The organism is Serratia grimesii, assembly GCF_900186025.1.
Classification (GTDB): domain Bacteria; phylum Pseudomonadota; class Gammaproteobacteria; order Enterobacterales; family Enterobacteriaceae; genus Serratia; species Serratia grimesii.
On the sequence record NZ_LT883155.1, the window covers coordinates 2,927,928 to 2,947,289 of the forward strand.

The 19,362-nt window shown below is 50.1% G+C and carries 18 protein-coding genes; 8 read left to right on the forward strand and 10 right to left on the reverse strand.

Annotated features, from left to right (window positions below):
* The first annotated feature begins 493 nt into the window (after nucleotides 1-493).
* Nucleotides 494-1,069 (forward strand): type 1 glutamine amidotransferase family protein, encoded by a 576-nt coding sequence (locus SGBXF1_RS13785; protein ID WP_186427007.1) that lies wholly within the window; start codon nucleotides 494-496, stop codon nucleotides 1,067-1,069.
* 39 nt (nucleotides 1,070-1,108) lie between these two features.
* Here SGBXF1_RS13785 and SGBXF1_RS13790 read toward each other — a convergent pair whose 3' ends face one another.
* From SGBXF1_RS13790 to SGBXF1_RS13815, 6 genes are all read right to left on the reverse strand, one after another.
* Nucleotides 1,109-1,771, reverse strand: a complete 663-nt coding sequence (locus tag SGBXF1_RS13790; RefSeq protein ID WP_186427008.1) for an anti-sigma factor — start codon at nucleotides 1,769-1,771, stop codon at nucleotides 1,109-1,111.
* Nucleotides 1,768-2,322, reverse strand: a complete 555-nt coding sequence (locus SGBXF1_RS13795; RefSeq protein WP_186427009.1) for an RNA polymerase sigma factor — start codon at nucleotides 2,320-2,322, stop codon at nucleotides 1,768-1,770. Before SGBXF1_RS13795 ends, SGBXF1_RS13790 begins: the two co-directional genes overlap by 4 nt.
* A 64-nt stretch (nucleotides 2,323-2,386) precedes the next feature.
* Nucleotides 2,387-2,947: a fasciclin domain-containing protein gene (locus tag SGBXF1_RS13800; protein WP_061806432.1), complete on the reverse strand. Its 561-nt coding sequence runs from the start codon at nucleotides 2,945-2,947 to the stop codon at nucleotides 2,387-2,389.
* Between the two features lie 158 nt (nucleotides 2,948-3,105).
* A complete protein-coding gene (locus tag SGBXF1_RS13805) occupies nucleotides 3,106-3,795 on the reverse strand; it encodes an alpha/beta hydrolase (RefSeq protein WP_186427010.1) in 690 nt (229 codons plus the stop codon).
* Between the two features lie 157 nt (nucleotides 3,796-3,952).
* Complete coding sequence (locus SGBXF1_RS13810) at nucleotides 3,953-4,504, reverse strand: GNAT family N-acetyltransferase (protein WP_186427011.1); 552 nt, start codon at nucleotides 4,502-4,504, stop codon at nucleotides 3,953-3,955.
* Between the two features lie 350 nt (nucleotides 4,505-4,854).
* On the reverse strand, nucleotides 4,855-5,013 hold the full coding sequence (locus SGBXF1_RS13815; RefSeq protein ID WP_037419737.1) for a YqaE/Pmp3 family membrane protein: 159 nt from the start codon (nucleotides 5,011-5,013) through the stop codon (nucleotides 4,855-4,857).
* Between the two features lie 222 nt (nucleotides 5,014-5,235).
* Between SGBXF1_RS13815 and SGBXF1_RS13820 the strand changes: the two genes are divergently transcribed.
* Nucleotides 5,236-5,412 (forward strand): GhoT/OrtT family toxin, encoded by a 177-nt coding sequence (locus tag SGBXF1_RS13820; RefSeq protein WP_037419739.1) that lies wholly within the window; start codon nucleotides 5,236-5,238, stop codon nucleotides 5,410-5,412.
* 52 nt (nucleotides 5,413-5,464) lie between these two features.
* Here the strand turns inward: SGBXF1_RS13820 and SGBXF1_RS13825 are convergent, their stop codons facing one another.
* Entirely contained in the window at nucleotides 5,465-7,582 is a 2,118-nt protein-coding gene (locus SGBXF1_RS13825; protein ID WP_186427012.1) for a TonB-dependent siderophore receptor, read from the reverse strand.
* A gap of 882 nt (nucleotides 7,583-8,464) precedes the next feature.
* On the opposite strand from SGBXF1_RS13825, the gene SGBXF1_RS13830 reads away from it, so the two are divergent.
* From SGBXF1_RS13830 to SGBXF1_RS13840, 3 genes are all read left to right on the forward strand, one after another.
* Nucleotides 8,465-8,947 carry a hypothetical protein gene (locus SGBXF1_RS13830; protein ID WP_186427013.1) on the forward strand — a complete coding sequence of 161 codons (483 nt, stop codon included), beginning with the start codon at nucleotides 8,465-8,467 and terminating at the stop codon, nucleotides 8,945-8,947.
* A gap of 459 nt (nucleotides 8,948-9,406) precedes the next feature.
* Complete coding sequence (locus tag SGBXF1_RS13835) at nucleotides 9,407-9,967, forward strand: 3'-5' exonuclease (protein ID WP_037419742.1); 561 nt, start codon at nucleotides 9,407-9,409, stop codon at nucleotides 9,965-9,967.
* 108 nt (nucleotides 9,968-10,075) lie between these two features.
* Nucleotides 10,076-11,269: a multidrug effflux MFS transporter gene (locus SGBXF1_RS13840; protein WP_130381004.1), complete on the forward strand. Its 1,194-nt coding sequence runs from the start codon at nucleotides 10,076-10,078 to the stop codon at nucleotides 11,267-11,269.
* Nucleotides 11,270-11,274: 5 nt separating this feature from the next.
* On the opposite strand, the gene dadX is transcribed toward SGBXF1_RS13840, so the two are convergent.
* Nucleotides 11,275-12,348, reverse strand: coding sequence for a catabolic alanine racemase DadX (gene dadX / locus SGBXF1_RS13845; RefSeq protein ID WP_186427014.1), 1,074 nt, complete (start codon nucleotides 12,346-12,348; stop codon nucleotides 11,275-11,277).
* Nucleotides 12,349-12,420: 72 nt separating this feature from the next.
* A complete protein-coding gene (locus tag SGBXF1_RS13850; protein ID WP_186427015.1) occupies nucleotides 12,421-13,725 on the reverse strand; it encodes a D-amino acid dehydrogenase in 1,305 nt (434 codons plus the stop codon).
* Between the two features lie 538 nt (nucleotides 13,726-14,263).
* Here SGBXF1_RS13850 and SGBXF1_RS13855 point away from each other — a divergent pair.
* A complete protein-coding gene (locus SGBXF1_RS13855; RefSeq protein ID WP_037419977.1) occupies nucleotides 14,264-15,799 on the forward strand; it encodes a SpoVR family protein in 1,536 nt (511 codons plus the stop codon).
* 61 nt (nucleotides 15,800-15,860) lie between these two features.
* Here SGBXF1_RS13855 and fadR read toward each other — a convergent pair whose 3' ends face one another.
* The gene (gene fadR, locus SGBXF1_RS13860; RefSeq protein WP_037419750.1) at nucleotides 15,861-16,580 is read right to left on the reverse strand and encodes a fatty acid metabolism transcriptional regulator FadR; all 720 of its coding nucleotides are present in this window, start codon (nucleotides 16,578-16,580) and stop codon (nucleotides 15,861-15,863) included.
* A gap of 243 nt (nucleotides 16,581-16,823) precedes the next feature.
* Between fadR and nhaB the strand changes: the two genes are divergently transcribed.
* Complete coding sequence (nhaB, locus tag SGBXF1_RS13865; RefSeq protein WP_061806440.1) at nucleotides 16,824-18,395, forward strand: sodium/proton antiporter NhaB; 1,572 nt, start codon at nucleotides 16,824-16,826, stop codon at nucleotides 18,393-18,395.
* A gap of 122 nt (nucleotides 18,396-18,517) precedes the next feature.
* Nucleotides 18,518-19,048, forward strand: coding sequence for a disulfide bond formation protein DsbB (dsbB, locus tag SGBXF1_RS13870; RefSeq protein ID WP_037419753.1), 531 nt, complete (start codon nucleotides 18,518-18,520; stop codon nucleotides 19,046-19,048).
* Nucleotides 19,049-19,362: the final 314 nt, after the last annotated feature.

Sequence of the window (19,362 nt, forward strand, 5' to 3'; positions counted from 1 at the left end):
AGTTGTTGTATTTTCCTTTGTGATGTATTTGAAGCAAAGAAAGGTAAGTACTTTCAACACCAAGCGGAAACGACGATAGGACGCCTCTCCACAAGGAAGTGGTCCACCCTTAACGCTGATCCTACTGCCCCACCATTTTCTTCTCTACAACACATGCCATGATTTCGTTGGGATGAATACTGTGGAATTTTGTTGAGGATATTCTGATACCTGCACCATTTCGTCTTTTCCCCTTGTCGCTGAAATTTAGCTGCGCTACTGTCGCCATCTGGACACACACCACACCAAAATCAGAATAGAATCCAGTTTGTCGCTATCATCCCTTAATCCCGCCGCTGTGCGGGATTTTTTTGGTATCAACCTACACGAGTCAACGAGATAGCACGTCACTCACCCTACTGACAGAAATTGACAGCGGCAGTCTTTATGCTTGGTACTTCTGCGAGGGATTCGGCCTCGCTCTACACCAACAAATGCAGGGAGTTACACCCCAATGAAGCGCGCCATCACCGTTATTACTGACAATTTTTCCGATTGGGAAACAGCGTTAATCAACTCAACTTGCCGGGGTTATTATGGTTTCGATGTCCGCTTTGCGGCCCCGCAAGGTGCCCCGGTCATTTCTTCCAGCGGAATGCTTGTGACACCGCAATTGCCAATCGAGGCCATCCTGCTGGACGAAATTGATTTATTAATCATTTGCGGTGGTACGGCATGGCAGACAGAACACGCACCAAATATCAGCGGTCTGGTGGCTGATGCACACCGTAAAAATATCGTTGTCGCAGGTATTTGCGATGGTACTCGCGTGTTGGCACAAGCGGGTGTGCTTGATAACTGTCGTCATACCTCTAATTCGGCGGAAAATCTGTCGTCAGTATCAGGCTACCGGGGAGCAGCGTGCTATCAAGATGTACCTTATGCCGTGGCCGATCAGCGCGTTGTGACAGCACCGGGGAGCGCCCCCGTCAGCTTTATGACAGAAATTTTAGCGATGTTGGGGATCAGAGACAGTAACATTCAGGCTTATCAGGCAATGCATGCGGCCGAGCACAGTAAGCCGGCTTAACCCGTTGGCGCGATGATCACCGAAAAAGTCCGTAAGCCACTAAAGTGAAACTAGCTGCCCAGCGTACAGAACTGGCCCTGTAGGCTGGCCAGTTGGCGAACCACCGGCTGGCTCCAGGCTGATGGCGATGGTCATTCCCCTGGCTAACTGAATCTGATCCAGTGGCAGTCTGGTCACGTCTTTTGCCGCAACCAAACCCAAAGACACTGGTTTTTCCCCGGCAGGTATCGCCCACAGTTGCAGACTGTTTGTCGCAGCAATTTGTTGCGGATTAATGGGGGTGAGTTGCAGATGCTTCACCGCTTTGTCCAGGCTCAAAATCCACTGCTCGCTACCAGTTTGCCCGCTACTCAGCACCAACGCAGGGGTAAACTCGGGTGTTTGTTCGATAAAACGCGGCACCAACACCACTGCGGCCAAACCGGCTGCGAGTGCCCAAGCAAGATAATCCCAGCGCCACCGGCGTTGGCGTGCTAAGGGTGGCAGGCTAAGCTGGATTTTCTTCCATACCCGTTCAGGCGGCGTGATCGGTATCAAGGCGTGATCGAGAGGAGCTAGCAACCGCTGCCAACGCGCCACCAATACGGCCAGCTCTGGCTCGTGGCGAATTCGCTGTTCCAGTTTGAATCTTGCCGGACCGCGCAGCGTGCCTAACGCATACTCCGCAGCCAGGGCTGAGTCGTACTCCCCCCGGTTTTTCATAATCCCACGCAGTCTTTTAGATGGTCGAGAGCTCGGCGGATCCAGCTTTTAACCGTGCCAAGCGGTTGTTGAAGATAAACGGAGACTTCACCGTGCGACATCCCCTGATAATAGGCAAGTACGATGCTTTGTCGCTGGTCGATGGGTAAATGCTCCAGACACGCCGAGAGCTTTTGTCCCTCTTGCGAACGCTGTAACGCCTCGGCGGGCTCAGCGAAACTGCCAACCTCAACATCAACAAACTCATCCTCACGTTCTGCCGCCTTCCCACCCGCACTGCGTAACCAGTCAATGGCACGGTTGCGTACAATGTGTGTCAGCCAGGTCAGTGGAGAACTGAGCTGCGGATCGTAACTGGCAGCCCGATTCCATACGCTGATGAAACTTTCATGTAACACTTCTTCTGCCCAGGATTGTCGCCTGAGAATACGCAAGGCAATGGCATACAAACGCGGCGATGTTTGGCGGTAGAGTTGCTCAAAAGCCTGACGATCGCCACGACCAATGGCTTTCATCATCGCCACATCATATTCTGGTAAGGGTTCAGTCATGTCCCATCCTGATTAAGGTGCGGGGGCTGTCGCTCAGGCCACCCGCACCAAGTATAGACCCAATTTATTTAGGCATCAGGACGGTATCAATAACATCAATCACCCCATTTTTCTGGTACACATCATAGGTGCTGATATTCGCTATATTGCCCTTTCCATCTTTAAGCTGAATATTGTGTGGCCCATTGTTCATGATCCACAAAGGTTGCCCATTCACCGTTTTCAATTCAGCTGATCCTTTACCGTCATGGATTTTCTTCTCCAGTTGCTTCATGTCATACCTGCCTGCCACGACGTGATAGGTCAGCACACTGGTCAGCAACGCCTTGTTTTCCGGCTTCAGTAAATTATCAACGGTACCCGCAGGTAATTTGGCAAAAGCAGCATTGGTAGGTGCGAAAACAGTAAATGGCCCTTGCCCCTGCAGGGTATCTACCAGCCCTGCCGCTTTAACCGCAGCCACCAGTGTTGAATGGTCTTTGGAATTAATCGCATTTTCGATAATGTTTTTACTCGGATACATGGCGGCACCACCGACCATAACCTGATCAGACATCATGGCAGCAGCAGACACGCCGCTGAACAGGACAGATGCACATAAAACGCCAGTAATAAGCTTTTTCATGACCATTTCCTCGAAGGTAAGGGAGGTAAAGTTTTGCCTCACATCCGGATATACGTACGAGGAGATGCTTTTGGATGCAGCTGATGAAAAATTATTTAAGCAGTTAAGATCTGTAAATGAAAAACCCCACAGCCGTGGGGTCTTGGAATGCACAACCTTTACGACGCGTTGGCTGCATCATCAATTAAAGCCGCTATTTCCTGAGGGTGTGAAGCGAGAGAGGCATGACTGGCATTCAACGTAATGACTTTTTTCGCTTTTAACCGTGTTGACATACGTTGTTGATTCTCTGGCGCAATCATCCGGTCGCCACTGGAGATTTGATACCATGATGGTTTGTGCTTCCACGCAGGCTCAGTAATAGCGTTACCGAAGGTACTGGCCAACGGCGCCTTTTGCGTCACTGCCATCACCAGAGCTTCATCAGCAGAAAGATCCTGGCAGAAGCTTTCATGAAATTTATTTGCTTTAATCCATAAATAACCGTCACTGTCCGGCACCAGATTCGCCGCCGCAACGGGAGGATGTTCTTGCGTAATTCCACCAGGGCTTTCACCAGCATCCGGGGCAAACGCGGCGATATACACCAATCCGACGACATTCGGTAGATTACCCATTTCACTAATAACCGCACCGCCATAAGAATGACCGACCAAGAGCACCGGGCCGTCCTGCTGCGCCACCATCTTACGCGTGCGTTCAGCATCATCAGCCAGCGATGTCAGTGGCACCTCAACAGCGTGAATGGAGTGATAACCCTTACGTGACAATTCGGTAATGACTTTGCTCCAGTGCGCTGCACCGCCCCAAAATCCATGCACCAGGACTACTGTAGGTTTTGCATTCATTACTGATTCCCTCTTTAACGTGGAGGCGCTACGCCAGACCTGTGCATTGAGTGCTGTGATCCTTCCAACATCCTCTGCCCTGAATCAAAACGCCTTATATGCCCTGTTGTATATAGTTCACATCCGTCGCTTTCAGCAATAGCTACGAATAGTTAACTCAGGGTCCATCCACCCGCGCATTCCATTGAGCCCGTGTTATTTCCCAGATTTCCGTAAGCATACGACCGCCGACATAGTCATTTTCTTTCGTTGCGACCACACGCATACCGCTATGCTTAGATATACGTCGTGACGCCAGGTTATTTTTTGCCTTGGGTACCCTCAATACAGCTTGCCCCAGCACATTGAACCAGTAATCTGTCACAATCTGACTGGCTTCCGTCATCAATCCCTGACGTTGCCATTCCTGAGCAAGCCAAAAACCACGGTTGCTGCCATCGCCAAGACTCAGGTTAATCACGCCGATCAAATGCCGCTCATCCTCTTGCCGTCGGATAGACCAAAACCAGCCAGTACCCGCAGCCATCGCCGGTAATGCAACATGATTGATAAACTCAAGCGCGGCCCCCTCAGGGTATGGCCAAGGTATTTGGCTGGTCATGTGGCGTACGATTTCCCATCGTGGAAACAAATGCTGAATATCTCCAGCATCTGCGCGTTCCAATGGCCGTAATACCAATCTAGCGCTGACTAATACGGGAATATTCATGGGACAGTCTCCAATACTTATGGTTGGTCTTGGCAGCAAAACACTCACTCGATGACATTAAAACTAGGATTTATACCTATTACGATCTAAAATCCCATGTAAAAACAATAAGAAGTAATTTCACCAAAACCGAAAGGGAAGTTTTACATGAAGGAAATGATCTCTATTCTTTTTATCGCAGGCCTGTTGGCGATGCTGTTTTCATGGTTGTTTGTCTATGGCCTCAACATCCATTAGGGGCCCATAAAGATAAAAACCCCGGCATCTACATACGCCAGGGTCAGTCGTGCTACACGACATTCATGGATGCATTTCCACTGAAAATGCCGGGGATTAGACAGCCTTAGCGACTATTGTTTCGTCTGGATCCAGAAAGCGTGAATCAACCCAGGGAAGTAGCCCAGTAAGGTTAAGATGATATTCAGGATAAACGCCCCGCCGATGCCTTTATCAAGCAATACACCCAGTGGTGGCAGGATGATGGTAAATACGATTCTCCAAAAGCCCATAATTGCACCTCATGTTGTTCTATCAGCCTCCAACATATTACATCTGCTTAACATTTTCAAATCACCTCATTACTGAATAACCTTATAATCCTGCAGCAGGCACAAGTATCCACACATAAAGTGGTTATATATCGCAAATTGAACAAACAATTAATAAGCATTGATTATGTGGAATTAAGCTCCTAGAATTTACGGCTTAAAAATACAACTGGGATTGGTTTCATGTCGTCGCTGTGGGTTGCAACACAATACTTTTATTTAATTGGCCTGTTCGTTTCTATGATTTTTACCTACTTGGTCAGCCGGGATACCATTAAGATTCGTTTTATCAGTGCATTAACGATTGGTTTGACCTGGCCTCTGAGCTTGCCTGTAGTGTTGATGTTCTCCTTGTTCTAGCGCTATAGAAACCGCCCCGCCAAATACCGACGGGGCGATACTGACCCTTTCCTCAGAAGTCGTATCCTACCGTTGCCACCACGGTACGTTCCGCTCCCCAGTAGCAATAACCAGTGCCGTAACACGCAGCAACGTACTCTCTGTCCGTCAGGTTATTCACGTTCAATTGCACATAGGCGCCTTTCAACGACGGATTAACACGGTCCAAATTCATTCGCACCGAGGCATCCAGCAACGTCACAGAAGGAATACGCAGCGTATTTTCATTATCCGCCCACTGTTTACCGATATAACGCACCCCAGTACCAAGTTCCACACCGTAAGCAGCCGCGTATTTTCCCCATAATGATGCCATTTGTTCTGGCACCAAATACGGCGTATTGCCGTCGTTGCCATCAATCGCATCTTTGAACTTCACTTTGTTATAGGTATAGCCAGCAATCAAATCGAGACGATCGGTGATCTTGCTACGAGCCTCGAGTTCAACGCCCTGAGAATGCACCTTACCGGCAGGCAAATAATAACTTTGCTGTACAACACGGTTGGCCACATCCTTCTGCGTCAAATCATAAAGCGCCACGCTGTAGATTGATGAACTGCCTGGTGGCTGATATTTCAAGCCCACCTCATACTGTTCGCTGGTACTCGGTTTCAGCATATGCCCATTCTGATCGGGCAGCGCCTCTGGTGTCACTGCCGTGCTATAGCTGGCATAAGGTGAGAAACCGCTATCAAAGTGATAAAGCAACGACGCGCGCCCGCTGAAGTTATCATCATTACGCGCATCGCTGGTGCCCGTGTTGAGCACCGTATTTTTTGATTCTATGCGGTCAAAACGACCGGACAGATTCAGATACCAGTTCTGCAGGCTGATTTCGTCCTGTAGATAAAGTCCTGTCTGCTCATAGTGGCGTCTGGAATCGGTATGTGTCAGGTTGGTTAACCCTGCGCCACCGGACACGCCGGTATAGGGATTCAACTTAGAAGCCCCTGCTGACTCGTCCCACAGGTTGTTACGAAAACGCTGGTAATCCAGGCCCAGCATCACTTTGTGCTCCAGCAACCCGGTAGCAAAATCAGCTTCAAGTTGGTTATCGACAGCAAACGCATCTAACGACGTAGCCGAACCACTGTAATATCGGTTCAGTAATTGGTGTTCTGGATCCCAACCAATCTGGTATACCTGCTGTAATTCAACATTAGAATGGGTATAACTGGCATTTTGCCGGAATGACCAAACATCGTTAAAACTGTGTGAGAAAGCATAGCTGTAGATTTGCTCCCAACGTTTGAACACATTACGGCTGCTTTCACCATCAAAGAACCCTCGGCCCAGTTTGTCTCCGGAGCTTGAGTAGAGACTGCCATCTGCCGGCACCGCGCTGTGATAGCCGCCAGAGGGATCCTTTTGCAAATAAGCTTTCAACAGCAGCGAGGTATTTTCATCGGGCTGCCACAGCAATGATGGTGAAACAGCATAGCGTTCTTCGCGCTGGTGGTCATACATGGTTCCACTGCTGCGCGTCATTCCTGTCAATCGATAAGCCCACTGATCCGACAATGGACCTGTCACATCAAAAGCGCCACCTTTGGTGCTGTTATTACCGGCACTGAGGTTAACATGCCCCTGCGTGTCGAATTGCGGCCGCTTGGACGTCAATGCAACCAACCCGCCCGGAATACTCTGCCCATACATCACCGAAGAAGGCCCTTTGATAATATCGATACGTTCCAGGAACCAGGGATCAACCTGCAAAGCATTGTAGGTGCCACCGTCACTCAGTAAACGTAAACCATCAAGGAAAGTATTATTAACGTCACCGCCATGGAAACCACGCAACGCAATGGTGTCATAGCGCGTCGCACCGCCGGAAAAATTGGTAAAAACACCGGGCGCATATTTCAAAGCATCATTAACCGTTTGGCTATTCTGATCGGTCATCTGCTGGCGTGTAACCACCGAGACAGACTGCGCAGTCAGGACCAATGGCTTGTCGGTTTTAGTGGCCCCTTGGCTCGTCGTGGTCTGGTAACCTTGTGTTTGTGCTTCTGCCGTATCGGCGGGTTTTGCCGTGACGACAAGTGTATCTTCAGCTAACGACGTCAATGGCAAGAAGATCGCGAGTGTACATAAAACACGCGACCGTTTGACAGGAAAAATCATCGGCATGCCTGTAATCCCTAGTAAGTATCATTAAATCGCACTCTATAAGCGGGCCAGCCAGTCACACTGAGTAATGCCGTCCATAGAGGTTTCTTCGGTGTATTTATTGAAATACAAATAATAATGATAATCACTATCTTTATCTATAATGATTTACAATATGAGTTGGCTTTTTATGAGCGATCGAAGCGAGTCACCCCACAAACGGCCTTATAGTCAAAGTGGGCATAGCTTATTGAAAAGAAAAAAATGCCAGCACAAGGCTGGCTAGAAAGTTAGAGTAAATGGAACAGGAACGTGCCGGAAATGGGTGGCGCATAAGGAGACACTCCTTCTCACCCTTACCAGCCAAAAATGATAACGATTATCATTATATTTTGAAAAGTGCTTACTATCTACCTCTTTCATAACCTCTGGGAGGTCGGCCTTAACGAGGTCTGGTGAACCGGGCATACAAACGCCCTATCGTAAACAGTGTGCCCCAAACCAGGATATTCAACACACTCCATACGATGAAGACATATATAAAGGTTTGATAAATGGGAATCCCTCGATCGGCGGAGAAAGGATTAAAATGCCAAAATCGAATAATGACGAAAGGGTTCAAGTTAAGCCACTTAAAAAAGAAAGCGACCAGCATTGGCGGAAGGAAAAAATAAAGCCCCAGCGTAAAGACCAGCAAATACGCTGCGAAGCGGCTGTTTTTATAATCTGTCATATCAATGAATTACCATTAAAATTCAACTAAAAACACCACAAATTGTACTGTTCGAACAGACCTGACATGCGCTGATTAGTTCCCATTCGGGGGCAAAATAAAGCCTGTTTGGCGTTTCAAATTCATTTAGTTTTTGGGTGCTATAACGCTTGTCAGCTCAGGAGGCTTCAATGATACCGGACTATTGCCCTACACAGCCAACCCCAAAAAAACTCAAAGTCATCTATGGCTGGTATATATATACCGTTTACGCACAGTTGATCTTTAATATTTACCTGGCGGTATATAACGGCTGCGTCAGGCGCCCGATTGAAGCACCATTGATCTCCGTGTGCCACAGCCTGTTCATAGCATTTATACTCTATCACGTGTTGAAAAAACGTACGCATTTCGCGTGGATTATGCTGGCCTATTACATTCTGATGCGGCTGTATTACGCCAATGTGCTACATATCGAATTCAATGTATGGAGCCGTGGGCTGGTATTCATTTTTCTGACCCTGCTACTTACTGGTACAGTCGCCGTAGGGCAACTGGCAACACCACCGCTGCGTCAGGATTGGTTGGCACGCCTGGGCTGGCGGCAATGGATAACACTGGCTGGTGTGGCGGGTGTATTAACACCGCTGATAACGATCGATTATTTAGGCTGAACGCCGGTCATTATCTTGGGATATGGGGCTCGGAGATATCCACCAGACGGCACACCTTGGTGTAGTTATTAGACTTTTCACATATTTTATCAGTGACAAAAACGCCAAGGTAGCTCAATACCAGCAGATAACCGACCATGCATAAAATGAAAATAAACGTTCTCACCGATAGGACCAACCCGACAACAAAACCCTGAGCATCATACCTTGGTTACCCTGCCTTAGACTATTTCAAAGTATTTTATAAATCCGCTGGTCTTTACATATCGGCAAATCAGATGTCACTACAGGCCAAAATGAGCACTCATGTTCATTTTGTATGGCTGTGAACATGGATGCCTGCTTGATGCATCTGGGTTACGCCAATGACGCCCCCGCGTTTGGCCGCCAGAGCTGACGGCGCATCCTCACCCGGTTTGTAGTAATATTATGCACGACCTCACTCAGCCGGGAGACCCAATGCACCATCTCATGTTAGACATTGAAACGCTGGACATAAAGCCGAGCGCAGTGATTTTGGTCGTTGCCGCTGTCTTTTTTGATCCCCAAACCGGTCAACTCGGCGCTGAATTTGAAAACGCCGTCAATAGCCAAAAAGATCAACCCGGCAGAACCATTAGCCTGGACACCGTCGCCTGGTGGGCGAAGCAATCAGATGACGCTCGTAAGCTGGCTTTCGGCGGCACGGAGAGTCTTAAGCGTACACTGACCAACCTGAGTCGGTTTATCCATATGAACAGCACCGATCAGGTAAAAGTCTGGGGCAACGGCAAGGAATTCGACTGCACCATCCTCGAGCATGCCTTTCAGCAGCTTGAGATGCCGTGCCCGTGGAAGTTTTGGGATACGCAAGATGTCCGTACTGTGATCACACTGGCCGAACTGTTGGGTTTCAATCCCAAGAAAGAACGGGCATTTGAGGGCACACCTCATCGCGCATTGGATGACGCCAAACATCAGGCGCGCTACGTAGCAGATACGATCTCGGCACTCTACTATCGCAAAAGCTCTGCACTGTAAGTGGAGCAGACAGACGAAGCGATGGCCGGCTGATGTTTTGCCCCTTTCTATTTAACGCCAGAGTCTCTACTCTAGCCCTCTTTGTCACTCGGATGTGCTGTTTTTGTTATGCAAAAATTTCTGTTTCTGCTTCTTAGCCTGGTGCTACTCGGTCCGCTGGGCATCGATCTCTATTTACCGACTATCCCCGCGATCGCTCTCGGCCTTAACAGCAGCGAAGCGCTGATTCAGTCCACTATTTCTCTGTTCATCCTGGTGTTAGGCCTTGGACAGATTATCGCCGGCCCGTTAGTGGATAACTACGGTCGTAAACCGGTAGCACTGGCAGGCATCGTGATTTACATGCTTGGTGCTGCCATGGCTGCGCTGGCAACCACACCAACGGTGTTTGTTGCTTCGCGCCTGCTGCAAGGTGTAGCGGTTTGTTGTACAGCGGTAGTGGCATTCAGTGGCGTACGTGACCGAATGAACGGTGACGATGCTGCACGCGCCTTTGGTTTTCTCAACGGCACGCTGAATATCATTCCTGCACTGGCGCCGCTGCTTGGTGGTCTGCTAGCCGAAGCCTTTGGCTGGCGCGCACCATTCTGGTTCCTGGTGTGTTACGCCTTGGCCGTGTTAGTGCTGATCGCCCTGCGGCTGCCAGAAACTCGCCCGGCAGATACCGTGCGTGTCAAAGGATTACCGGTGCGGCAATATGCCCGCATTCTCAGCGACCGCCGCTTTCTGTCCTTCGCAGTCGTTAACTCTGGCGCCATGGGGATGGCGCTGACTTATGTCTCACTGGCACCTAACGTGTTGATGGGAACTGCCGGCCTAACACCGTTGCAATTCTCTCTGGTGTTTGGCGCTAACGGCTTTTGGATCATGCTGGTGAGTTTTTTCGCAAACCGGATTATTCACAAAGTCGGACGACCAATATGTCTTGCGACCGGCGGAATGTTGATGGGCATCGGCTGTATTGGATTACTACTTGGCGTGTTTTTACTGCCAGGGTCAGCACAAACTCATTGGCTTGCCTATATGTTACCGGTCGCTTTCGCCTGCGCGGGGCTTGCCTTTGTTATGGGGCCGGCAACCAGTTACGCGCTGGAGCCGTATTCTAACGAGGCTGGTGTTGCTTCAGCATTAGTGGGCTTTGTACAGATGGCCGGTGGTGCGGGACTAGGCTTGCTGGCAATGGCACTGCCGTTACAACCCAAGTTGTCATTGGCACTGGTGATGCTGGTGGGTTGCCTGCTGGCGCTACACGCACGGCAGCGCAGCAAGCAAATTAAAGGCCAATTGAAGAAAGTAGCCTGAGGCTTTTAAGCCTCAGTGGTCACTGGCACTCTGGCGGCCAACGCCGTCAGTAATTCGTAACCCAACGTGCCTGCCGCGGCGGCAACATCGTCAACCGGCAGGCGCTGCCCCCAAAGCTCAACTTCCGCCCCGATACCTGCATCGGGGCAAGGCGTCAGATCAACCACCAGCATATCCATCGAAACCGTGCCTAGCGTTCTCGTCAGCACACCGTCTACCCAGACAGGTGTCCCGGTCTGCGCATGGCGCGGGTAACCGTCCGCATAACCACAAGCAACTACGCCGATACGTTGCGCGCCCTCGGCACGGTATCGCCACCCATAGCCAACCTGATCACCACGCTTCAGCGTTTGAATACCAATAATTTCGCTGCTCAGCGTCATGGTGGGCTGTAAACCGCTATCAGCAATGTCACGCCATTGCCCGCTGGGCGAAGCCCCATAGAGCACAATGCCTGGCCGCACCCAGCTACCGTGGGTTTCTGGGTGCCACAGCGTGGCAGCAGAGTTAGCCAAACAACGCGGCAACGGAATAAGCGACGCCGCATCTTCAACGGTCGCCATTTGCTCTACTACACCCTGAGGGCCGTCAGCGGTGGCAAAATGGCTCATTACCGTCATATTCGCAATATTGCCTATCTCCCGCGCTTTTAACCAAACGGAGTGCAAACGTTCCGGTACAAATCCCAAGCGATTCATACCGCTGTTCACTTTTAGGTAAACATCTAGCGGCGCCGACAGTTTAGCCTCCGCTATCGCCGACAATTGCCAATCACTGTGCACCGACGTCGTCAAACGGTAGTGATCGATCAAGGCCAAATCTTGCGACTTGAAGAAACCTTCCAGCAGAAGAATCGGCCCCTGCCAGCCCGACTCTCTCAATGTAATGGCTTCGGCGAGATCCAACAGAGCAAAACCGTCGGTCTGTGCCAAACTGCGCCAAATGTGTTTAATACCGTGCCCATAGGCATTGGCCTTTACCACCGACCAGACTTTAGCACTAGGTGCAAAACGACGAACAACCTGCAAGTTATTTTCAAATGCGCCAAGGTGCAGCGTGGCGGAAATCGGGCGAGGCATGGGCACTCCTACGGGCCTGCGAATGCAGTCACGGGCCAACGCCCGTGACAATCACATCAATAAATTAGGTTTTTAACGCGCGGGATGCACATCATTTAAAGGACCGGCATAGAGGTTACGAAATCCAGCGCTGTAGCGCGCCACCCCCAAGTCGTCTGAAGGAATAGCCGGCGTGATACCAGAGATGAGATCAGAAAGTAGCTGGCCAGAACCGCAGGCCATTGTCCAACCCAAGGTGCCGTGCCCGGTGTTGAGGAACAGGTTTTTCAGCGACGTTTTACCGACAATCGGTGTGCCGTCCGGCGTCATCGGGCGCAGACCGGTCCAGAAGGTCGCTTCTTCAACTCGCCCACCATTAGGGTAAAGATCACGCACAACCATCTCAAGTGTCTCCCGCCGCTTTTGCTCAAGCTGCGTATTAAAACCAACAATCTCCGCCATGCCGCCGACACGTATACGCTGGTCAAAACGAGTAATGGCGATTTTGTAGGTTTCATCCAGAACCGTCGAGAATGGGGCCGCAGCCTCATCCGTAATCGGGATGGTCAGTGAATAGCCCTTCAGCGGATATACAGGGATCGACACCAGGTCGCGCAGCAGCGCAGTAGAATAGGAGCCGAAAGCCACTACATAGCTGTCAGCCTTGAAGATTTCACCACCGCATTGCACACCACTGATTTTGTCGCCTTCCATCAGCAAGCGATCAACGCTGCGGTTATACAAAAAGGTAACTCCTGCTTGCTGCGCCAGTTTAGCCAGTTGCTGGGTAAACAGTTGGCAATCACCGGTTTCGTCGTTTGGCAGTTGAAGACCCCCGGTCAGCTTATGGGCTACCTGTGCCAATGCAGGCTCAACGCTAGCCAGTTGGTTGGCTTCCAACAGCTTGTAAGGCACGCCAGCATCTTCCAGTACAGCAATGTCCTTTGCCGCACTTTCAAACTGTTGCTGGGTTCGGAACAATTGCAACGTACCGCCTTGGCGGCCTTCGTACTGGATGCCGGTTTCCTGGCGCAGTGCCTTGATACAGTCACGACTGTATTCCGCCAACCGCACCATCCGCCCTTTATTGGTCATATAGTGTTCAGTGTTGCAGTTTTTTAGCATCTGCCACATCCAGCTCAGCTGGAAACTGCTGCCATCAAGACGAACAGCCAACGGTGCGTGGCGCTGGAACATCCACTTAATCGCCTTCAGTGGCACACCCGGCGCAGCCCACGGAGCTGCATAACCCGGTGAGATTTGCCCGGCATTTGCCGCGCTGGTTTCCATCGCCGGGCCAGGCTGACGATCAATAACCGTGACCTCATGCCCTGCCTTCGCCAAATACCAGGCACTCGCAACACCAACAACTCCACTACCTAAAATTACCACTCGCATCGCTGACTCCAGCTCAAGGCATCACAAAGCATAATCTTCTGCTCACAGGAAATTAACTCAGTGGAAAAATCCGTCCAACATCTTAGTTATCAAACGTGACAACATTCACAATTAATTTATCGTTCATGGCCGGTTCTTTTGCAATAGCTACCTATAAATAGCGATAAGATGTTGTGAAAGCCCGATTTAAGAGCGAAACAATGACCAATATGCTAGCAATGACATCATTGACAGCACAGAAAAAAACCATGGCATGCAACATGGATTTAACAGAATATAAAAATGAAACAACGGCGTCACGGCAGGATAAAAAACCATAAAAACAGGATTAAACTGCCACAACCTTTTGCAGGCCTTCCAGCCCTCCTCAGCAGAAAAAACTCACAAGAAAATCCCTCTGGCACGTCCTCATTGGGAATCGATGAGTCAGATCGTTGAATTTTTAAGCTTTATATCATTATTCCCTCTGCCCAGATTGAGCTACGATTGATCTAGGGTCTGCCGTTTGAGCAAGGTCCGTAATAACGAGGGTGCGCTGATGACTACTTCAACACATGACAAGGTCAAGGAAGATAAACGTCTGAGTGATGGACCGGACTGGTCGTTCGAACTGCTGCAGGTGTACCTGGAGCACATCGATCGCGTGGCCAAACATTACAAGCTCGACACCTACCCTCATCAGATCGAGGTCATCACCTCAGAACAGATGATGGACGCTTATTCGAGCGTCGGCATGCCGATTAACTATACCCATTGGTCATTCGGTAAAAAATTCATTGAGACCGAGCAGCGTTATAAACATGGGCAGCAAGGCTTGGCCTATGAAATCGTGATCAACTCTAATCCCTGCATTGCGTATCTGATGGAAGAAAATACCATCACCATGCAGGCGTTGGTGATGGCGCATGCCTGCTACGGGCACAACTCCTTTTTCAAGAATAACTATCTGTTCCGCAGTTGGACTGATGCCAGTTCTATCGTCGATTATCTGCTGTTCGCCCGTCACTACATCAGTCAGTGCGAAGAACGCTATGGCGTTGAAGAGGTGGAGAAGCTTCTCGACTCCTGCCACGCCTTGATGAACTACGGTGTTGATCGTTACAAACGACCTCAGAAGATCTCATTGGTCGAAGAAAAAGCCCGACAAAAAAGCCGCGAAGAGTACCTGCAGAGCCAGGTAAATACGCTATGGAAAACCCTGCCGCGTGTCGAACGTGAAGAGGCACCAGAGCAGGCTCGCCGCTATCCAAGTGAACCTCAGGAAAATATCCTCTACTTCATGGAGAAAAATGCTCCGCTGCTGGAACCGTGGCAACGTGAGGTTCTGCGCATTGTGCGTAAAGTGAGCCAGTATTTTTATCCGCAAAAGCAAACGCAGGTGATGAACGAAGGTTGGGCGACATTCTGGCACTACACCATCCTTAATCATCTGTACGATGAAGGTCGGGTAACCGAACGTTTTATGCTGGAGTTTTTGCACAGCCATACTAACGTGGTGTATCAACCGCCTTACAATAGCCCTTATTACAACGGTATTAACCCGTATGCACTGGGCTTTGCCATGTTCCAGGATATCAAACGCATTTGCCAATCGCCGACAGAGGAAGACCGTTATTGGTTCCCGGACATTGCCGGTAAAGACTGGTTGGAAACACTGCACTTCGCCATGCGTGACTTTAAGGATGAAAGTTTCATCAGCCAGTTCCTGTCACCGAAAATCATGCGTGACTTCCGGCTGTTCACCGTGCTGGATGACGACCGTAATAACTATCTGGAAATTGCGGCGATCCACAATGAAGCTGGCTACCGGGCAATCCGCGAAGAGCTTTCGGCGCAATATAACCTGAGTGATCATGAACCTAACATTCAGATCTGGAATGTGGATTTACGTGGTGATCGCTCGTTAACGCTGCGTTATATCCCGCAGGACCGTGCGCCACTGGACAAAAGTCGGCGTGAGGTAATGAAACACCTGCACCGTCTGTGGGGGTTCGACATTATTTTGGAACAGCAAAACGAAGATGGCAGCGTCGAGCTATTGGAACGGTGCCCACCACGACCGACACCGTTATAACCTTGCAACCATAACAAAAGGGGCGCCACTGGCGCCCCTTTTACATCATACGGGAAGACTTCTAACGACGGGCTTCGGTCAGATCACTTGGCATAGTGCCTTGCATGCTTTGCCAAATGGCGCCGCTATCTTTACCGTAGTTACGCACGCAGTCCATGACCTGATCATATGACTTCTCATGACACAGCGTCGACAGCTTGCTATAGAAAGTCAGCGCCAGCTTGCGAGACTCCGGGTTTGAGAAGTAGTAACGGCCAACACGGGTGTACAAGCCTTTCAGACCGTTGAAGATCAGACCGTAAATCGGGTTGCCTGAGGCAAACGCCAAACCACGGAAAATTTCGTAGTCCAACAGATTGAATGCATCCGCCTGATCTTCCACTTGGGTGGCTTTCGCCAGCACTTCCTGAGCGGCCTCTGGATGATTACGCACCGCTGCGCGAATAAAGATCGCCGCAATATTGGTGCGAACAGACAGCAGGTTGTCGATCAATTGTGGGACACTTTGGTGATCAAGACGTGCCACTGTCTCAAGAATATTGAGGCCAGATGTTTCCCAGAAATTATTTACTTTGGTCGGTTTGCCATGTTGAATGGTCAGCCAGCCATCACGGGCCAGGCGTTGTAAAACTTCGCGTAACGTGGTGCGTGTAACACCAATCAACTCTGAAAGCTCACGCTCCGCGGGCAAAATAGAGCCAGGGGGGAAGCGATTATTCCAGATACTCTCGATAATGTATTCTTCCGCGAAACCGGCAGGACTCTGCGCCTTTATGACCATGTGTTTGACGTTCCGTAGCGACGATAATCAGTAATAGTAGTCGGCTGATCATACCAGATCGCCAAAGCATGACATAGCGTGAGCGAAAAACATTAAACGAAACTGTGCATAAAGTGGCAAAAATTGTGCAAAAACACCGCGTCAGAGAAATTTCACGTCGTAAAGCAAGCCCATGTTGCATCTGCCCCGGCAGCATTGTTAGGGTAATATGCGATAACTTATTTTCAGGACGTGTAACGCATAATGGAAACAACCTTACGCAGTGCCCTGGTGAAAAACTTCCTTGGGCAATCACCTGACTGGTACAAACTGGCCATTCTCATTTTCTTGGTGGTCAATCCGCTGGTTTTCTTTTTCGTCGATCCTTTCATTGCAGGTTGGCTCTTTGTCGTTGAATTTATTTTCACTCTGGCAATGGCGCTAAAGTGCTACCCGCTGCTACCGGGCGGTCTGCTGGCAATTGAGGCCGTGCTGATCGGTATGACCAGCCCCGACCGTGTGAGCGAAGAAATTGCTCATAATCTGGATGTCCTGCTGTTGCTGGTATTTATGGTGGCAGGTATTTACTTCATGAAGCAGCTGCTGCTGTTCGTCTTCACCAAGCTACTGCTAAATATTCGCTCTAAGATGCTACTTTCTTTGGCATTCTGTTTTGCGGCAGCGCTATTGTCAGCCTTCCTCGATGCACTGACGGTAGTCGCAGTGGTTATCAGCGTCGCGACCGGGTTTTATTCGATTTACCACAATGTGGTGTCGAACCGAACTGACAGTAATGCCGATGTTGGTGACGACAGCACACTGGTAAGTGAGGATAACAAACAGACACTCGAGCAATTCCGTGCGTTCCTGCGTAGCCTGCTGATGCACGCAGGCGTCGGGACCGCGTTAGGGGGGGTGATGACCATGGTTGGCGAACCGCAAAACCTGATCATCGCCAAAAGTGCAGACTGGGGATTTGTCGACTTTTTCCTGCGCATGGCACCAGTGACGCTGCCGGTGTTGGTCTGTGGTCTGCTGGTCTGTCTGCTGGTCGAGCGTTTCTGCGTCTTCGGGTACGGTGCAAAACTGCCGGACCGCGTGCGCGAAGTGCTGACAGAGTTTGATCGTCAGGCTACCGCCGGACGCAGTAAACAAGAACAGATTAGGCTTGTGGTTCAGGCGCTGATTGGCGTTTGGCTGGTTGTCGCGTTGGCCTTTCACCTTGCGGAAGTTGGCCTGATTGGCCTGTCGGTGATTATCCTCGCAACCTCTCTGTGCGGCGTCACAGATGAACACGCCATTGGCAAAGCCTTCCAGGAGGCACTGCCTTTTACCGCCCTGCTGACGGTATTTTTCACCGTGGTGGCGGTGATCATTGAACAACATCTGTTCACTCCGATCATCCAATTTGTATTGCAGGCTGACCCTTCATCTCAACTGTCGCTGTTTTATCTATTTAACGGCTTACTGTCTTCCGTTTCTGATAACGTGTTCGTCGGCACGGTGTATATCAATGAGGCACGCACGGCATTTGCAAACGGTGCTATTTCGCTCAAACAGTTCGAAATGCTGGCGGTTGCCATTAACACCGGAACCAATTTACCGTCGGTCGCCACACCGAATGGCCAAGCGGCATTCTTGTTCCTGCTCACCTCAGCGCTGGCTCCCTTGGTACGCTTGTCCTACGGGCGTATGGTATGGATGGCTTTACCCTATACTGTGGTCTTAACCCTTGTCGGCTTGCTGTGCGTGCAATTCACTCTGGCCCCAATGACTGACCTGTTAACCCAGTGGCACTGGTTGACGCTACCGTCGATTGACGCTGCTGCACATTGATCGTGTTACCTCCCCGCTGTCAGCGACTATTTTTGTGCTGAATACGCTCCAGGTGGCTGGCAGCGGGGTTGAATTGGTTTACACTGCCGGTTCAATTGCTTACTGCATGGAAGAATAAATATATGTTGCAATTCTTTAACCGTTGCTCGCAGGGGCGCGGTGCTTGGCTATTGATGGCCCTGACTGCATTGGTACTGGAATTAGTTGCACTCTACTTTCAGCACGTAATGCTGCTGCAACCCTGTGTGATGTGCATTTACGAACGCTGCGCGTTGTTTGGTATTCTGGGTGCCTCACTGCTTGGTGCCATTGCGCCAAAAACGCCACTGCGCTATGTCGCTATTCTGCTGTGGATTTACAGTGCCTGGGAAGGCCTGCAACTGGCGTGGAAACACACCATGATCCAGCTGCATCCTTCGCCGTTTAATACCTGTGATTTCTTCGTCAGCTTCCCTTCCTGGCTGCCGCTGGATAAATGGCTGCCAGCCGTGTTCCATGCGTCAGGTGATTGCTCTGTGCGCCAATGGGAGTTCCTGACACTGGAAATGCCACAGTGGCTGGTCGGCATCTTCACTGCGTATCTGCTGTTCGCCATTATCGTGCTGCTCGCGCAATTTGTCCGCCCGCGACGTCGCGACCTGTTTGGCCGCTAAGCGCGAAAGAATAAAAAACGGCGCCCCAGGGCGCCGTTTTTTATCGAGTTACTGATGATCTTCAGAGGTAAGTCGGTATTAAGTATGTGTAAGGTAATAAACAACCACAATCAGCGCACCAGCCACGGCAAACAGACGTATCATTTTCATTATTTTACTCTCGGAACTTAGCGTGAGAGCGGTCAAACTACCTAACCTTATGTATAAAAAGAAGCATCCGAACAGGTTTCAGTACGTAATTTACATAACATTAAGTTAGTAGCGTGAAAAGTCGCATGTGGGGGCTAATAAATTACGCGTTCGGGATGAACGAC

What these genes read in the sequence shown, in the direction of transcription:
- SGBXF1_RS13800 (WP_061806432.1), bottom strand. Translation starts at nt 2,947, where the DNA reads ATGAAAAAGCTTATTACTGGCGTTTTATGTGCATCTGTCCTGTTCAGC.
- SGBXF1_RS13825 (WP_186427012.1), bottom strand. Translation starts at nt 7,582, where the DNA reads ATGCCGATGATTTTTCCTGTCAAACGGTCGCGTGTTTTATGTACACTC.
- SGBXF1_RS13850 (WP_186427015.1), bottom strand. Translation starts at nt 13,725, where the DNA reads ATGCGAGTGGTAATTTTAGGTAGTGGAGTTGTTGGTGTTGCGAGTGCC.
- SGBXF1_RS13795 (WP_186427009.1), bottom strand. Translation starts at nt 2,322, where the DNA reads ATGACTGAACCCTTACCAGAATATGATGTGGCGATGATGAAAGCCATT.
- SGBXF1_RS13855 (WP_037419977.1), top strand. Translation starts at nt 14,264, where the DNA reads ATGACTACTTCAACACATGACAAGGTCAAGGAAGATAAACGTCTGAGT.
- SGBXF1_RS13785 (WP_186427007.1), top strand. Translation starts at nt 494, where the DNA reads ATGAAGCGCGCCATCACCGTTATTACTGACAATTTTTCCGATTGGGAA.
- SGBXF1_RS13840 (WP_130381004.1), top strand. Translation starts at nt 10,076, where the DNA reads ATGCAAAAATTTCTGTTTCTGCTTCTTAGCCTGGTGCTACTCGGTCCG.
- SGBXF1_RS13805 (WP_186427010.1), bottom strand. Translation starts at nt 3,795, where the DNA reads ATGAATGCAAAACCTACAGTAGTCCTGGTGCATGGATTTTGGGGCGGT.
- SGBXF1_RS13790 (WP_186427008.1), bottom strand. Translation starts at nt 1,771, where the DNA reads ATGAAAAACCGGGGGGAGTACGACTCAGCCCTGGCTGCGGAGTATGCG.
- SGBXF1_RS13815 (WP_037419737.1), bottom strand. Translation starts at nt 5,013, where the DNA reads ATGGGCTTTTGGAGAATCGTATTTACCATCATCCTGCCACCACTGGGT.
- SGBXF1_RS13820 (WP_037419739.1), top strand. Translation starts at nt 5,236, where the DNA reads ATGTCGTCGCTGTGGGTTGCAACACAATACTTTTATTTAATTGGCCTG.
- nhaB (WP_061806440.1), top strand. Translation starts at nt 16,824, where the DNA reads ATGGAAACAACCTTACGCAGTGCCCTGGTGAAAAACTTCCTTGGGCAA.
- SGBXF1_RS13830 (WP_186427013.1), top strand. Translation starts at nt 8,465, where the DNA reads ATGATACCGGACTATTGCCCTACACAGCCAACCCCAAAAAAACTCAAA.
- SGBXF1_RS13810 (WP_186427011.1), bottom strand. Translation starts at nt 4,504, where the DNA reads ATGAATATTCCCGTATTAGTCAGCGCTAGATTGGTATTACGGCCATTG.
- SGBXF1_RS13835 (WP_037419742.1), top strand. Translation starts at nt 9,407, where the DNA reads ATGCACCATCTCATGTTAGACATTGAAACGCTGGACATAAAGCCGAGC.
- dsbB (WP_037419753.1), top strand. Translation starts at nt 18,518, where the DNA reads ATGTTGCAATTCTTTAACCGTTGCTCGCAGGGGCGCGGTGCTTGGCTA.
- fadR (WP_037419750.1), bottom strand. Translation starts at nt 16,580, where the DNA reads ATGGTCATAAAGGCGCAGAGTCCTGCCGGTTTCGCGGAAGAATACATT.
- dadX (WP_186427014.1), bottom strand. Translation starts at nt 12,348, where the DNA reads ATGCCTCGCCCGATTTCCGCCACGCTGCACCTTGGCGCATTTGAAAAT.